Raw genomic sequence first — 15,053 nt, 5'->3', positions numbered from 1 at the left:
GAAGAAAGAAGGCTGCACGAGTGCTTAATGCTGTTCCTTCTTTTCAAAGATAATTGTCTCTTCATTCATATCAACCAGCCGGTAGTCCTGATAAGCAGCCCAGAAATCCTCCATAGCCCAGATGGTCTCTATATGGGAAGCTGAGGCCACCTGACCGTCCGGCTGTCTCTCCTGTAAAATAACCGTCACTTTATGAGGACCGGCTGCTTCCTGAGGCTCAGCCATATTGATACTATCTGCCATGGACAAGCGAGTCCCCGCTGCAACCAGAAGTGCAAACAACAGAAAGAATACTAACCGTTTCATTTATACTCTCTCCTTTTTGCTTTCAGCTTTGCCAAAAAAGAGAAAGAACAAACAAAAAGACCGCTAGATAAAGCGGTCTTGCATCAACTATTTAGTTTGGAGAGACCATTCCGCCCGCACCTGATGTGCCTACATCAGGAAGCGCCTGGTCAGCTTTCTTTCTCCGGTCATAGGGCTGCTCATAGTTTGTATTCCCTGCTTCACCCACTGAAACAACTTCCATGCCTTCATTTTTCACCAACTTGTTTAACGTTTCAGTAAAGTCGCCTTTGATCTTATCTGAATCATATTGCAGCGTTACATTCATCACTTTCTTCATGTTTAAACCCCTCGCTTTTAAATAGTGTATAATAGTCTTTTCCCTTTCCGTTTTTCTATTAAACACAAAACTGACTTCTCGACAGGGACTTGCAATTTCCCCGATTATCCTGTATATTATATTTATCAGCTGCGTTGTACGTAACATTAATTAAGTTTTAACCTTTAAGCTGAAATAGGGAGTTTTAACATTGAAGAAGGAATATCATGCCTCTTCCTTAGAGGACGATAGGAGATCTTCTGCGAACACCCACTTGTTGGAGTGTGGTTTTAAAACTTCATTAAACGTACGGCAATCGCGGCACTTAATGACGCGCTTTAAGCCGGCTTCTTCTTAAGAAGCCGGCTTTTTTGATGCTTTCACAGCTTACGCACCTGGAAATTACTCTCCAACAGCTGCCAGTTTTGTGGGAAAGGATAACCAAGCACCCAATAACTGATGCCTCGAAGGTCGTATTCTTTGACTAAATCAAATTTTGCTTGTGTGCTTCGGGCGTCCTCAAACCAGACTTCATGTGAGCGCCCTCTCTCATCTGTGTATCGATAAAAAGGAGATTGGGAACTTTCATCGTATTGAATCGACGCTCCATACCTGATTGCCCTTCGAACTGCTTCCTGCATATCAAATGTTTGCGCCTCCTGCCCCTCTCTATGCGGCAAAAGCCAGTCGCGTGCGTACACCTGAAACCCAAAGAAAATCTTCTCTCGCGGGATGACGGAAACCGCATAGTCTATGACGCGCCGAATCTGGTTAAGTGGGGAAATGGCTTGAGGCGGCCCTAGCCGGTACCCCCATTCATAAGTCATCAAAATAACAAAATCAACAATTCTTCCATGTGCCGCATAGTCGTGCGCTTCATACAGCAATCCTTGCTGCTCGGCACTGGTTTTTGGTGCGACAGCTGTTGAAACAAAAAAACCTTCCGGATGCAAACGGGCAACCGCACGTTCTAAAAACTGATTATATCTTTCTCGATCTGCGGGGAAAACATTTTCAAAATCTACATTCAGCCCTTTGTACCCTTTTTCTCTCATGATTTCAATAATATTATTTAAAAGCGTTTCCTGCAGCTCAGTGCTGCCCAGAATCGTTGCAGCAAGCCGAGAACCAGGGTCGCTGGCTGTAAAGTTCGTGATCGACATCATAGGGACCACCTGCTCTGATTGGGCGGCTTCAATAACAGCTTGATCATTCATAGGGGTCAAGTCTCCATCCGCCCTCATGATATAAGCAAATGGAGAGAGGTAGGTTAAATGTTCTCCTACTTCTCTTACTTGGCGGGCGCCCTCTTCGCCCATATCAAGTATATAAGCATTCACGTCAATGACTGGCCTATCTTCAGGAATTTGCAGTGTAAACCCCGGGTAGATGACTGCGGGGTTTTGGATATTGTTTACTCTTATCAGCTCTTCTAAAGATACTCCATAACGCCGAGCAATTTGCCATAAAGTTTCTCCTGTTTGCACGGTATGCCGCCTGGAGGCCACAGGAATAAGAATGGCCTGGCCGACTGCCAGCTGGTCAGCATTAGGCAGTTCATTCGCCTGCACGATTTGTGAAACTTGGACACCGTAGCGTCTTGCCAGCTGGTTGATTGTTTCTCCGCTGCGAATAACATGTATAATCATGAATACCTCTCCTTATATTAGTCCTATCATTATACATATGCAGACTGAAGCGCCTCGGACGTTGTACATACGAGAAAAACAAAAAAGAACAGACGCCCGCAGGCTTCTGTTCTTTTTTGTCGTTATTAAAGCGAGCGTTCACGGCTAAAGCGGGTATCTTCTAAGTCAATAGGGCCGCCGTCACGCAAGGAGTTATCCAGGTTTCGTATATAATTGAATGTGCCGTTATCCGTGGTTACCTTTAGTTCTCTTCCATCCGCATAATCCTTTACAAGCCGTCTTACTTCCTTCCTCACAGCCTCCGGATTACTTTCTTTTCTCAGCTGCGCGGCTACAACCATTTCTTTCTTGCTGATAAATGCCCTGGCTGCCTTTACTCCTTCTACTGCCTCGGCTTTCTTGGCAACTGTTTCCGCCAGCTTTCCATTATAATTCGTGTAATAAGAATTTTTCGCTTGAATATCGGACATGCCTCTATTTCCATGATAATTCACATCGTTGCTGTGAGGATGCTTATTATCCCGTTCTAAGAAGCCGTGATCCTCATATGTTAATGGTTTGGATGGGTTTTGCGGGTGCTCACCTTCTTCAACGTGCAAATACCGCTCTTTCTCTTCCCGAAGATTTTTTGCTTCTTGACCCACGGAGTGATCATACCACTCCGTCATTGGCCCATCATGCCGATCATCATCTCCATGGCTAGCATTAGAATAGTACCCCTGCGGCTCATATTCATTCACATGTCCACCGTAGCCGCTTTCCTCTTCTCCTCCGCAAGCGGCAAGTCCGGCTGTTAAAGAAAGTACAGCGAAAGCTTTTAGAGTAATATGCATATGCTCACTCCTGGACTTTTTAATCGGGCAGATCATGCCCTTCTTAGTTTGCGAAAGCCCAGGAGTCTTATTCTTATATGTCCTCCCACTCTTTTTTCCACTTTTGAAAGAAACGTTCCCTTTTTAGAAAGGAACGGACAGTCAGGTCATAGGCATGGGTATAGGCTGCTTTTTTATAAGAGGAGTTCAATTGCATAAAGCGCCGACATTCGCGGAAAATATCTACCGGGAACAATAAGAACGGCAGCCACTTTACGTCATTCACATAGGGAGCGAGCACCGCGTGCTTTCTTAGCTCTTCCATATCCCAGTTAACCATTGGCAATACCCGATTGATCCATTGGATATAATCAGAAGCTATAGGGGCAAACGCGGCCAAGTCCCAATCGATTAAATACAGTTTTCGATCTGCTGCTCGGAAAAAGTTATGCGAAGCGACATCTCCATGAACAATAACTTGTTTTTGCTGCTGCCAGAAGCGCTCGTCAGCTCGCTGTAATGCCCATTCCCCCATTTCTAATGAGCGGGTTAATATCTTTCCTGGAAAGAAACGGGACAGCCGCGGAATAAGCTGTTCAAAATCCTTTAACCTTTCCCCCCAATAGGCAAATTGGTCAAAGATCGGGAGGTTGCCCACTTCTCCTCTTTTAAAGGAGTGAGCTGTTTGGTGAAAAGCAGAAAGCAATTGCAGGGCTTCCTCTCTTTCCTTATACGTTCGGAAAGTCAACGCGGGCTTAGCAGGGGAGATATAAGGCATAAGGGCGAACACCTGCTGTTTAAACCGGATAGGAGAAGCGGGATGGAATGAGATCATGTGTGTAAACTGACGTCTCTCCAGGGCCTTACATATGAGCATTTGCTTTTTCAGCTGGTCTAATGACTTATATTGCTTTAAAAACCACCCTTGAGTATCGGTGTTAACTAGCCACTTTCCTCTTTTTAGTGAGATGACACTGTCTATTTCTTCATTCAAAACAGAGGATAATAAAAGCAGGAGACGAGGGGAAAGTTCGTCTCCTGCTTGGCCTTTATTCTTCATCCTCTTCCTCCGAGCGATAGCAGTCACAATCCGGCTTTCCTGGCAAATGAGGAGAGTATTGCGGATGATTTCCATGATGCTGGTGGTGCATCGTATTATCAGGATACATCATTGGCTGAGCATGCATCGCATTATCAGGATACATCATTGGCTGGGCATGCATCGCATTGTCTGGGTACATCATCGGCTGAGCATGCATTGCATTGTCTGGGTACATCATCGGCTGAGCATGCATTGCATTGTCTGGGTACATCATCGGCTGAGCATGCATCGTATTATCAGGATACACCATTGGCTGAGCATGCATCGCATTATCAGGATACATCATTGGCTGGGCATGCATCGCATTATTTGGATATGCAGCCGCATACGGATGATACCCGTGCATATATGATGGCGGCATCATTGGTGGTGTATGATAAGCACCCATCGTATAAGAAGGAGAAGGATGGTATTCTGGTGATGGCATTTGTGGCGGCGCATTATTGTATCCCCAATGATACCCTGCCGGCGCCACTGGTGTGCATGAATGACATGAGTGCGGGTGATACGCTGGTGCCTGATAATGAGGCATCATGTAAGCCGCATTGTTCTCTTGTGCTCCCTGCAAATGTTCCGGAGAAGGATACATTGGATAGCCTGGCGAAGTATCTGGTGACTCCATCATATTTTCATGCATTATATTCTCATGCATCATATTTTCGTGCATCACATTTTCATGCATAGCGTTCTCATGCATGGTGTTCTCATGCATGGTGTTCTCATGCATGGTGTTCTCATGCATGGTGTTCTCATATGTTGCAGGCTGCGGTGGCTGCATATTAGGCGCTGGGTAAACCGGAGCCGGCGCATACCACTGCGGATGAAGACCGTGATGCATTCCACCTCCATGATGGGGCATCATAGGATACTTGGGCATATATGGATTCATTTGTTTGGTACCTCCTTCTTTTGGTGACGGGGTGACAGTTATTTCCGGCATTGGCGGCGGAGCAATCGGCTGGACCTGATTCTCTACTACTTCTTCCTTTTCCGTCAGACCCGGAAAAATATTATCCGGCTTCACCGGAGCCGGCGGGGCTTTCGGCTGAACCTTCTCTTTGACAATCTCCATATCTAACTGGAACTTCTTCTTTATGTCTTCCTCTGATATGATAGGCGGCAGAGGTTCAGCCTGCTGTTTCGGCTGCTCCTTCACCGGTGCAGGCTGTTCTTTTACTTGCTTTGGCTGTTCCTTGACCGGCGCAGGCTGTTCCTTTACTTGTTTCGGCTGTTCCTTTGCCGGTGCAGGCTGTTCCTTTACTTGTTTCGGCTGTTCCTTTGCCGGTGCAGGCTGTTCTTTTACTTGCTTTGGCTGTTCCTTGACCGGCGCAGGCTGTTCCTTTACTTGTTTCGGCTGTTCCTTTGCCGGTGCAGGCTGCTGTTTAGGAGTTTCAGCCTTTGGCGGTGAGAATGGCATTTCCTTTGCTGGTTTCGGTGTTTCTTTCTTTACGCCCCCTGCCGGTGTAGGCACCTTAATTTTCATTCCAGGCATAATCACGTCTGGATTAGACAGCTGCGTATTCATTTTTTTTAATTCATCAAAGCTCACTCCATATTTTTTAGCGATCGTCCAGAGTGTATCTCCTTTTTGAACAATATGGATCCTCATATTCTCCCTCCTTAGGCACTGATCGGTATAGTATATATGGTAGATACGAATCTGCAAATGAACTTACACCAAATCTTATGCCTCCGGATTGTAGATTATGAACAGAAAAAGAGGGCGGAACGAAAAGCTGTCTCCCACACCCTTTCGTTCCGCCCTTTTCGATTTTCAATCTGCCGCCTCCTTCAGCCGCATATGCAGCATGTGGAGGCAGCCGTTCCCGATCAGCCCTTATCGATCCAGCATGCGTGATAACGCCAAAGAAGCCTCTTTCGTTGTCTTTTCATCTACCTTAATTCTATTGACCGGCTCATTCCCCATCACGCTTTCTAGTGACCATAGAAGATGTGGTAAATCAATCCGGTTCATCGTTAGACATGGACACATATTAGGGTTAAGAGAAATGATATGTTTATCGGGATGCTGCTGAATAAGACGATTGACCAGATTCATCTCCGTGCCGATCGCCCAAGAACTTCCTGGATCTGCCTGTTCAATGGTCTCAATGATATATTTTGTTGATCCGTTCTCATCAGACAGGCCTACGACTTCACGTGAACATTCAGGATGCACAATGATTCTCATGTCTGGATACGTACGACGCACATGTTCAATATTATGAACAGTAAAATTCTCGTGAACAGAACAATGTCCTTTCCACAGAATAACCTTGACATCTTTCCAGCTGCCTTCGTATTCCAGCTCCGCGGTGATCGGGTTCCACACCGCCATCTCATCCAGCCCGATTCCCAAGTCAAAGGCTGTATTGCATCCTAAATGCTGGTCAGGAAGAAATAAAATTCTTTCCTTCTTAGTGAATGCCCATTTCACAATCTCACGGGCGTTCGAAGAAGTAACAGTCGCTCCTCCATTGCGCCCGACGAATGCTTTAATTGCTGCAGTAGAGTTTACATATGTCAAAGGCAAAATCGTGTCGCCGAACATCGATTGAAGCTCTTTCCAAGCCTCTTCTGTTTGGTAAATATCAGCCATATCTGCCATCGAACAACCTGCACGCATATCAGGCAATACAACGACCTGATCGGGAGAGGTTAACATGTCCGCTGTTTCGGCCATGAAATGCACACCACAAAACACGATATATTTAGCCTTTTTATTTCTTGCCGATATTTGAGCCAACTGCAGGGAGTCTCCTACCGCATCGGCAAATTGAATGACTTCATCACGCTGATAGTGGTGGCCTGGAATAAAAAGAGCTTCTCCCATCTTTTCTTTAATACCTCTTACTCGTTCCTCTATCTCTTCTCTGCTCATTTGCTGATACTTCTCCGGCAATTCAAAAGATGGCTGCTTAAGCTTTTCTAAGATTGACATATTCTGTTTCCCCCTTTAAAGGTGCCACCGATACTTTGGCACTAATATCTAACGCACGAGCTGAATGAGTCAGTGCACCAAGCGAGATCCATTCGATTCCACTTTCTGCAAACAAGCGGACATTATCGATCGTAATGCCGCCTGAGGCTTCGGTAGCGATATAATCAGGCACAAGCGGAAGCCATTCCTTAATCTCTTCAGGCGTCCGGTTATCAAACATAATGATATCCGCCTTCGCTTCCACTGCTTCCATTAATTGTTCTTTCGTTTCAATCTCCACTTCAACTTTTACGGTATGGCCTACAGATTCACGAATTTTTCCTACAGCCTCTCGAATTCCTCCGGCAAACGCAATATGGTTGTCCTTAAGCATGACTGCATCATACAGACCCCGACGGTGATTAAAGCCGCCTCCCATTCTGACCGCGTACTTTTCAAGCATGCGCAGCCCTGGTGTCGTTTTACGTGTATCACACACCTTTGCCTGTGTACCTTCTGTTTCCTTTACCGCAGCAGCTGTGGCTGTAGCAATGCCGGACATGCGCTGTATGAGATTAAGAATGACACGCTCTCCTTTCAGCAGACCTCTCATCGTTCCTTCGACTTCCGCGATGATGGTGCCTGGTGTCACTTCTGCTCCATCTTCTATATGAACCTGGATACAAGACCCTGGGTCGATCATCATAAATCCGCGTACCAAAATAGCCCTGCCGCAAAAAATGCCTCCTTCTTTGGCAATAAGTGTGAAAGCTCCCCTCTCCTCCGCAGAGAATAAGGACTCACCGCTTATATCTCCTTCTCCGATGTCTTCGATAAAAAATTGTTTAAGCATATGTTCCAATTGTATCTCGTTCATGCCGCTCTCCCCTTATCTTTATTCCTTCTGTTGTCTGAACTATTTTTTGACCGCTCCAAGCTTCCCTCTCTTCACAAAAATCCATGCGAATATGCGCTCCGCGGCTTTCCTCTCTTATCAAAGCCCCCCGGCTGATCAAATAGCTGGTTATATACATATTTACATATTCAATTTCCTCTATGCTAAGTAAATCCAGCCCTTGGCGGATCCACCTTTTCCAGCCCCTTGCTTCAAGCTCACGCAAGTGACGCTCCATCGTTTCTTTGTCTCGGATGACGCCGACTGCTTCCATCATTTTTTTCTGCAATTCCTTTATCATTAGTCCCTTTGCTTCACGAGGGGATAGCTGTTCACTGTAATGGAACCATTGGGACGGCTGGCGGCGTAAGACAGCAGAACGGTTCAAAAATGCCGCTAGCCGTTGTCCTGCCACGAGCCCTTCAAGCAGTGAATTGCTGGCAAGGCGGTTTGCTCCATGTACACCGCTGTAAGATGTCTCACCGATTGCATACAAGCCGCGCACCGTTGTCCGTCCATTGATATCTACAGAGATTCCTCCCATTAAAAAGTGACTGCCAGGGGCAACAGGAATTCTCCCATCCCCAATCGATATACCATTCTCTTCACAAAGAGCGGTAATTGTAGGAAATTGTTCTCTAAATGCCGGGATAGAACGGATATCTAAATAAACAGACTTGCCCGCCATTCGTGCTCGGTAAATCTCGAAGGCAGTCACATGTCTCGGGGCTAAATCCTTTTGCGGATGCACCTTTTCCATGAGAAAGCATCCGTCCTCATCTACAATTCGGGCTCCTGCTCCCCTGACCGCTTCAGAAATCAGTCCTCTTGTTTTTCCATTAACGAAGAGTAAGGTAGGATGGAATTGAACAAACTCCATATCTGCCACTTCTGCTCCTGCACGAAAAGCCATAGCAATGCCGTCCCCCGTAGCGGTTGGGGCATTAGATGTAAAGGGATAAACGGATCCCGCTCCTCCGGTAGCCAGCACAATATGCGGAGCAAAATAACGATGAACATTTCCAGTTGCATCCTTCGTTTTTACGCCTATACATACGTTTCGGCTGGAATCCAGCAGACACTCATAAGCCATCTCTCCTTCAACTAGTTCTACATTGGGGGGCAGACGGCGAAGAAGATGCTCAATCGCCTGCTTTCCTGTCGCATCCCCACCTGAATGAATAATCCTTTTCCTGCTATGAGCCCCTTCAAGACCAAAGGAAGGAGTGCCGTCTTCCTTTCTATCAATCATAAATCCGTCCGCTATCATTTCCTTCACTGCTTGAGCTCCTTCTTTTACTAAGCGCTCTACTCCCTCCATGGAATGATGGTACCTTCCCGCTTTTAACGTATCTTCTATATGTGAATGCATGCTATCATTCTTATCGATAACCGCTGCAATACCGCCCTGGGCTAAATATGAATTGCTCTGTCTGATCGTCGTCTTTGTGATAATGATCACATGATAGAGCGAACGTAAATGACAGGCTAGCTGTAAAGCTGATAGGCCGCTTCCAATGATGACAATATCCGCTTGTTTGTCCACTGTTCCCCCTCCAGTTATTTTACATGTGTCTTGACACATATATTTACACACATTTAAACTAAAGACAAGAATTTTTTTAATCTTTTATTCAGAGAGGAGACAGCCTGGTGTTTTACTTCGATTATGCTGCTACTACAAAAATGAGCGAGGAAGCCCTTCAAGTTTATATAAAAGCGAATAGAGACTTTTTTGGCAACAGCTCAAGCCTTCACAATGAAGGCGGCCGGGCACAATTCATTCTTGAACGATGCCGGGACTCGCTTGCCCAATTAACTGGTGCAAAGCCGGAAGGCATCTATTTCACATCAGGAGGAACAGAAAGCAATATCCTAGCCATTTGTTCGCTAGCCAGGTCAGCCAAAAAAAGAGGCAGCCACCTTATTACCTCACAGGCTGAGCATTCATCTGTCCACTCAGCTATGGCTTATCTAGAGAAGGAAGGGTTTCAAATAACGAAACTCCCTCTGAACGCCCAGGGAGTCATTGACCTTCACGAACTGGCTGCTGCCATACGTCCAGATACGGTACTTGTTTCTCTCCAATATATAAACCAGGAAATTGGGACGGTGCAGCCCATCCAGAAAATCGGCCCTCTTTTAAAAGAAAAAGGAATCTTGCTGCACTCGGATTGTGTGCAAGCATTCGGGAAGATAGACTTGCGCCCGATTATGAAGTGGGTCGACAGCTTCTCTGTCACCTCTCACAAGCTGTTTGGACCAAAAGGAACTGGAGCTGTATATATCCACCCATGCACACGCTGGCAGCCGCTTTTCCCAGGTCTCACCCATGAAAAAGGCCTTCGAGGGGGAACTGTCAATGTGCCGGCGATCGCTGCCTTCACAGCAGCCGCAGAGGCAGCCTGCCGATCATTCAGTCTGGATAAGGAATGGTCCTTACGGCGGCGGCTGAAAAAACAGCTCACCGGCTCGCCATTCGAATGGATTGAAGCTGATGATGAGCAGCAGCTGCCCTCAATCATTGGCATGAAGAGAAACGGTATGGAAGGACAGCTTGTCATGCTCAAATTGAATGAACAGGGCTTCGCCATTTCAACAGGGAGCGCCTGCGACTCCCGCTCCGAGAATGGTACGAAAGCCATCATGGCGATGGGCTGCTCATTGGAGGAGGCAAAGCAATTCTTCCGCATCTCCTTCGGCAGGTTCACCACTCACGAAGAGATGGAAAAACTCGGCGACGGCCTGCTCCAGCTATGCGGCATGGCGACTTGTTAGAAACACTGCAAAGCTTATGCTAGAATAAACGTAGGAAAGAGACACGGAGGGATTAAGGATGACTTCGGGAAAAAAGATTTTAGGGGAGAAACGGCGCCAGTTAATTTTGGATTGGCTGCAAACAAGCAAGGAACCGCTGACAGGCAGCGAGCTGGCAAGACGGACGAATGTCAGCCGTCAAGTCATCGTGAATGATATAACACTGTTGAAAGCACGCAATGAACCAATTGTTGCTACAAGCCAAGGTTATTTATATATAGCGCCCGCTGCGCCTGAGCAATGGATCGAACGCTCGGTTGCCTGCCATCATGTACCGGAAGATACAGAAAAAGAACTGAACCTGCTTGTAGACCTCGGCTTGCTTGTGAAAGATGTGAAGGTGGAGCACCCTATTTATGGTGATTTAACTGCATCTATCATGGTCTCCAGCCGAAAAGAGGTAACACAATTTATGGAAAAAGTTCACGAGACAAACGCCTCCTATCTCTCCGAATTAACGGACGGTGTACACCTTCATACAATCGCTGCTAAAAATGAAGAACTGCTTGACGAAGCAGAGGCTGCTTTAAAAGAAGCCGGATTCTTATTAGCGGACTAAACAAATAGGGAAGCCGAAAGAGGCTTCCCTATTTGTTTTTTATTTACTTGTTATACTCAATGGAATACGAACGGTAGCTCCCTAAAACCTTCACGGTACAGCCAAGTGCTTCCATCTCTGCAAAAGCACCGGGAATAAGCACATCATCAATCGCCTGGCTAATATCAATAATAAAGAAATAATGACCAAGACCTGTCTTTAACGGCCGAGATTCGATTTTCGTTAAGTTAATGCGACGCCAGGAGAAAGCAGACAACACCTGGTGAAGAGTTCCTGCCTGATCAGACGGCAGCGTAACAAATATCGTCGTTTTGTCCTTCGGTTCTTTCAGCGGTAACGGCAACGCTAATGCTTCTTTCTCCCTTGACAAGACGAAAAAGCGCGTATGGTTAAAGCTATGGTCATGAATATTCTCTTTTGCAATGGCTAAGTCGTACTCTTTCGCCGATAAGGAGTTCGCGATCGCTGCAAGACGCTGTTCTGGATGATCGTATATGTATTGCGCAGCAGCTGCGGTAGAAGTCATCTTCTCATGGGGCTTATCAGCAAAATATGTATGTAAAAATTTATGACATTGCGCAATGGCATGCGAATGAGACATGATTTTTTCCGTCTCTTCCCACTCCTGGGCATATCGTTTATGTACAAGTAAATGCTGCTGAATAGGAGCTGTCGCTTCTCCTACGACATATAAATCCGCTTCATGGAACAAGTAATCAATCGTTAAATTGACCGTTCCTTCAAGCGTATTTTCAATCGGTACTACAGCTAGATCTACCTCTTTCTTGATCACCGCATCCATGCAGGCGGGAATAGTTGAGTAAGGAATCCGTTCCTCTTCAGGAAATGCATGACGAACGGCCAAATCACTGAAAGTAGCGGTAGGTCCAAGAAAAGCAATCTTTCTCAATGTTCTCTCTCCCTTTAAGAAAATTGGCAACTTTTATGTTATTTATTAACAAGCCGTGTTATCCACCAGAACCAAGTACCTCTACCGTATCGATAAAGTCCAGATTTTTTAGAGCCGATAGCATTTCATCGAGATCAATAGTCATTTCACTTACATTTAAGGACAGAGTCACGTTAGCTCTGCCTTGAAGCGGAATGGTTTGGTGAATGGTTAAAATGTTGCCTCTGTATTCAGCAACAAGTCTAAGCAGCTCAGACAATGTGCCCGACCGGTCTTCCAGGTGAAAAAATAAAGTAATGATCCGTTCCTTTACCACCTTGTGGAAAGGATAAATAGTATCGCGGTACTTATAGAAAGCACTGCGGCTCAAATCTACTTGCTTGACTGCTTCCCATACAGATTCAGCCCGTCCCCGGTCAATCAGCTCTTTCGCCTCAAGCGTCTTTTTCATCGCTTCAGGCAGCACATCCTCTCGTACAAGATAAAATTTATGTTCAGCGTCTCTTTTGGACATTGCTCCTCCCTCACTTTTAAAGCGGAAGCGGATACCGGCCCGCAGAGCGGCAAGGCGGCTTTCCCCGCCTTCTTCTGCCTCTCCTCTGCAGACCAAGCCCGCTGAAGTCAATCTCTTTCTTATTCGATAAACTCAAATTCATACTCAAGCAGACGAACCAAATCACCGTCTGCAGCTCCACGTTCACGAAGGGCATCATCTACTCCCATTGAACGCAGCTGCCGCGCAAAGCGGCGGACAGAGTCCTCACGCGAGAAATCCGTCATTTTAAAGAGCCGCTCAATTTTTGCTCCGGATACCACAAAGGCTCCATCAGGATCACGCGTGATTTTGAACTCTTCCTGTTCTTCCTCATGTTTATACATCACGCGGTGAATGCCTTTCTCTTCCTCAAAATCTTCGAGAGGAAATTCAGGTGTTTCATCCACCTTATCAGCGATAGCAAACAACAGCTCTTTTAGCCCCTCACGCGTAATGGCGGAAATAGGAAAGATAGGTACATCGTCCTGCAGCTTCTCTTTAAAAGCAGCTAGGTTCTCTTCTGCGTCGGGCATATCCATCTTGTTGGCTACGATAAGCTGCGGACGCTCGGTTAACCTTAAATTATATTCCTTTAGCTCCTGATTAATAGTAACATAATCTTCATACGGGTCACGGCCTTCCATGCCAGACATATCAATGACATGAACAATGACACGTGTTCTTTCAATATGCCGTAAAAACTGGTGACCCAGTCCCACTCCTTCATGGGCCCCTTCAATAAGTCCCGGCAGGTCGGCCATCACAAAGCTTCGTCCATCATCTGTTTCCACTACCCCTAAATTAGGAACAATCGTAGTGAAGTGATAAGCAGCGATCTTTGGACGAGCAGAAGAGATAACGGACAAGAGGGTTGATTTTCCTACACTTGGGAAGCCGACTAGGCCAGCATCCGCCAGCAGCTTTAACTCCATAACAATATACCGCTCTTGACCAGGCTCACCATTCTCAGAAAGCTCCGGCGCCGGATTAGCCGGCGTAGCAAAGCGCGTATTTCCGCGGCCGCCTCTTCCGCCTTTAGCGATAACAGCCCGCTGTCCATGCTTCGTTAAATCGGCGATGACTTCTTTCGTGTCATCATCTAATACGACCGTACCAGGCGGCACCTTTACAACCATATCCTCCGCATTCTTGCCGTGCTGGTTTTTGCTCATGCCGTGCTCCCCGCGCGGTGCCTTAAAATGACGCTGGTAGCGGAAATCCATTAATGTTCTTAGTCCCTCATCCACTTCAAACACAACATCTGCGCCCTGGCCGCCGTCTCCACCGGCTGGGCCTCCTTTAGGTACATACTTTTCCCGACGGAAGGCAACCATTCCGTTTCCGCCGTCTCCGCCTTTTACGTATATTTTGACTTGATCTACAAACATATAATCCTCCTGTTAATGCAGCTAAAGCAGGCTCATCGGCCGCACTATTCTTCTATATAATTGCTTCAAACTGCATCTCTTTCGCTGAATAAGAATGAACCTTCCATCTCTGCACATGAGAAGCACCTAACGCTTCCTCTAGCTGGCTGTTCAGTGCTTCTATCTCTGTTATTATTCCACTGAATTCAAAAAAGAAACGGATACCTTTCTCAGCTTCTTCAATGGCCAAATACAGATGATTCTCAGCATAAGGTTCTACCCCGTTCTCGAGCGCATCAAAGATGAAGCTCAGCCATTGCACAAGGCAAGCCTCTTCTGCTTCTATATGGATATTCCTATCCACTACTTCACAATCAAGCCGAAACAGATGTTTTTTCCAATTAAATGTAACGAGCATTTCCGCCAATTCAGGAAAGGGCAAGCTGCATACATGAGCTTCTTGCCTAGCCTGCATGACCGTTTGTTCAATAGCTCGCTCGGCTTCTTGGATTTTACCCAAAGAGAGAAACCCTTTAATCAGCTGAATATGATTCATCCAGTCGTGACGGGAATGTTGAAGCACTTCGATGACAGTTAAGCTCTCTTTCTTTTCGTTCATGCACAGGTCCCCCCTTGTGCTCTGCGGATATGGGGATTTTTCTTTTTGTAGTGCATATCCGCTATCCTCTATTTAAGCTGACGAGACGTTCAGACTTTCCATTAGTATAACAGAAATTTGTTCCATATAGAGATATGAAACATTTTAAATCAATTAAAATTGCAAATAAAGAAAAGAGGCTGGGACAAAACCCCAGTAACTTAAAAATAGGTACTCACCAAAAATGTTGGAGAGTACCTATTTTTTTGCACACAAAAAAGACAC

General features: G+C 46.1%; 15 protein-coding genes and 1 other RNA gene. 3 read left to right on the top strand and 13 right to left on the bottom strand.

The features are described 5' to 3' along the window. Window positions 1–24: 24 nt before the first annotated feature. Window positions 25–306, bottom strand: a complete 282-nt coding sequence (locus QY97_RS13985; protein WP_052725825.1) for a BofC N-terminal domain-containing protein — start codon at window positions 304–306, stop codon at window positions 25–27. A 91-nt stretch (window positions 307–397) separates the two neighbouring features. Next, the gene (locus QY97_RS13980; protein WP_039235603.1) at window positions 398–625 is read right to left on the bottom strand and encodes a hypothetical protein; all 228 of its coding nucleotides are present in this window, start codon (window positions 623–625) and stop codon (window positions 398–400) included. Between the two features lie 123 nt (window positions 626–748). On the opposite strand from QY97_RS13980, the gene ssrS reads away from it, so the two are divergent. Beyond that, window positions 749–933, top strand: a non-coding RNA gene (ssrS, locus tag QY97_RS20005) — 6S RNA. Between the two features lie 51 nt (window positions 934–984). On the opposite strand, the gene QY97_RS13975 is transcribed toward ssrS, so the two are convergent. The 7 genes from QY97_RS13975 to nadB all read right to left on the bottom strand — a co-directional run bounded on the left by QY97_RS13975 (window position 985) and on the right by nadB (window position 9,528). Further along, a complete protein-coding gene (locus QY97_RS13975; RefSeq protein WP_039235600.1) occupies window positions 985–2,253 on the bottom strand; it encodes a LysM peptidoglycan-binding domain-containing protein in 1,269 nt (422 codons plus the stop codon). Window positions 2,254–2,378: 125 nt separating this feature from the next. Continuing rightward, entirely contained in the window at window positions 2,379–3,086 is a 708-nt protein-coding gene (locus tag QY97_RS13970) for a YhcN/YlaJ family sporulation lipoprotein (RefSeq protein ID WP_039235597.1), read from the bottom strand. Between the two features lie 73 nt (window positions 3,087–3,159). Next, window positions 3,160–4,125: an aminoglycoside phosphotransferase family protein gene (locus tag QY97_RS13965; RefSeq protein ID WP_039235595.1), complete on the bottom strand. Its 966-nt coding sequence runs from the start codon at window positions 4,123–4,125 to the stop codon at window positions 3,160–3,162. Further along, on the bottom strand, window positions 4,115–5,776 hold the full coding sequence (safA, locus tag QY97_RS19635; protein WP_052728980.1) for a SafA/ExsA family spore coat assembly protein: 1,662 nt from the start codon (window positions 5,774–5,776) through the stop codon (window positions 4,115–4,117). Before safA ends, QY97_RS13965 begins: the two co-directional genes overlap by 11 nt. 228 nt (window positions 5,777–6,004) lie before the next feature. Next, complete coding sequence (gene nadA / locus QY97_RS13955) at window positions 6,005–7,108, bottom strand: quinolinate synthase NadA (protein ID WP_039235592.1); 1,104 nt, start codon at window positions 7,106–7,108, stop codon at window positions 6,005–6,007. Continuing rightward, window positions 7,086–7,964: a carboxylating nicotinate-nucleotide diphosphorylase gene (gene nadC, locus QY97_RS13950; protein ID WP_039235590.1), complete on the bottom strand. Its 879-nt coding sequence runs from the start codon at window positions 7,962–7,964 to the stop codon at window positions 7,086–7,088. Before nadC ends, nadA begins: the two co-directional genes overlap by 23 nt. Beyond that, on the bottom strand, window positions 7,933–9,528 hold the full coding sequence (gene nadB, locus QY97_RS13945) for an L-aspartate oxidase (protein WP_039235588.1): 1,596 nt from the start codon (window positions 9,526–9,528) through the stop codon (window positions 7,933–7,935). The genes nadC and nadB overlap by 32 nt, the downstream gene beginning before the upstream one ends. Window positions 9,529–9,635: 107 nt before the next feature. Here nadB and QY97_RS13940 point away from each other — a divergent pair, with 107 nt between their 5' ends. Further along, on the top strand, window positions 9,636–10,760 hold the full coding sequence (locus QY97_RS13940; RefSeq protein ID WP_039235583.1) for an IscS subfamily cysteine desulfurase: 1,125 nt from the start codon (window positions 9,636–9,638) through the stop codon (window positions 10,758–10,760). 58 nt (window positions 10,761–10,818) lie between these two features. Further along, complete coding sequence (locus tag QY97_RS13935) at window positions 10,819–11,358, top strand: transcription repressor NadR (protein ID WP_039235580.1); 540 nt, start codon at window positions 10,819–10,821, stop codon at window positions 11,356–11,358. Between the two features lie 43 nt (window positions 11,359–11,401). Here QY97_RS13935 and pheA read toward each other — a convergent pair whose 3' ends face one another. From pheA to QY97_RS13915, 4 genes are all read right to left on the bottom strand, one after another. Then, the gene (gene pheA, locus QY97_RS13930; RefSeq protein ID WP_039235578.1) at window positions 11,402–12,268 is read right to left on the bottom strand and encodes a prephenate dehydratase; all 867 of its coding nucleotides are present in this window, start codon (window positions 12,266–12,268) and stop codon (window positions 11,402–11,404) included. 58 nt (window positions 12,269–12,326) lie between these two features. Beyond that, window positions 12,327–12,782: an ACT domain-containing protein gene (locus QY97_RS13925; protein ID WP_039235647.1), complete on the bottom strand. Its 456-nt coding sequence runs from the start codon at window positions 12,780–12,782 to the stop codon at window positions 12,327–12,329. A gap of 119 nt (window positions 12,783–12,901) precedes the next feature. Beyond that, entirely contained in the window at window positions 12,902–14,191 is a 1,290-nt protein-coding gene (gene obgE, locus QY97_RS13920; protein WP_039235575.1) for a GTPase ObgE, read from the bottom strand. 52 nt (window positions 14,192–14,243) lie between these two features. Continuing rightward, window positions 14,244–14,789, bottom strand: a complete 546-nt coding sequence (locus tag QY97_RS13915; RefSeq protein ID WP_039235572.1) for a Spo0B C-terminal domain-containing protein — start codon at window positions 14,787–14,789, stop codon at window positions 14,244–14,246. Window positions 14,790–15,053: the final 264 nt, after the last annotated feature.

The sequence above is a fragment of the Bacillus thermotolerans genome (assembly GCF_000812025.2).
Classification (GTDB): Bacteria; Bacillota; Bacilli; order Bacillales; family Domibacillaceae; genus Quasibacillus; species Quasibacillus thermotolerans.
This window is presented reverse-complemented; position numbering and strand designations above follow the sequence as displayed.

Bases quoted from the DNA above. Each gene is read 5' to 3' on its own strand.
- QY97_RS13985 (WP_052725825.1), bottom strand. From the start codon at position 306: ATGAAACGGTTAGTATTCTTTCTGTTGTTTGCACTTCTGGTTGCAGCG.
- QY97_RS13980 (WP_039235603.1), bottom strand. From the start codon at position 625: ATGAAGAAAGTGATGAATGTAACGCTGCAATATGATTCAGATAAGATC.
- QY97_RS13975 (WP_039235600.1), bottom strand. From the start codon at position 2,253: ATGATTATACATGTTATTCGCAGCGGAGAAACAATCAACCAGCTGGCA.
- QY97_RS13970 (WP_039235597.1), bottom strand. From the start codon at position 3,086: ATGCATATTACTCTAAAAGCTTTCGCTGTACTTTCTTTAACAGCCGGA.
- QY97_RS13965 (WP_039235595.1), bottom strand. From the start codon at position 4,125: ATGAAGAATAAAGGCCAAGCAGGAGACGAACTTTCCCCTCGTCTCCTG.
- safA (WP_052728980.1), bottom strand. From the start codon at position 5,776: ATGAGGATCCATATTGTTCAAAAAGGAGATACACTCTGGACGATCGCT.
- nadA (WP_039235592.1), bottom strand. From the start codon at position 7,108: ATGTCAATCTTAGAAAAGCTTAAGCAGCCATCTTTTGAATTGCCGGAG.
- nadC (WP_039235590.1), bottom strand. From the start codon at position 7,964: ATGAACGAGATACAATTGGAACATATGCTTAAACAATTTTTTATCGAA.
- QY97_RS13935 (WP_039235580.1), top strand. From the start codon at position 10,819: ATGACTTCGGGAAAAAAGATTTTAGGGGAGAAACGGCGCCAGTTAATT.
- QY97_RS13925 (WP_039235647.1), bottom strand. From the start codon at position 12,782: ATGTCCAAAAGAGACGCTGAACATAAATTTTATCTTGTACGAGAGGAT.
- obgE (WP_039235575.1), bottom strand. From the start codon at position 14,191: ATGTTTGTAGATCAAGTCAAAATATACGTAAAAGGCGGAGACGGCGGA.
- QY97_RS13915 (WP_039235572.1), bottom strand. From the start codon at position 14,789: ATGAACGAAAAGAAAGAGAGCTTAACTGTCATCGAAGTGCTTCAACAT.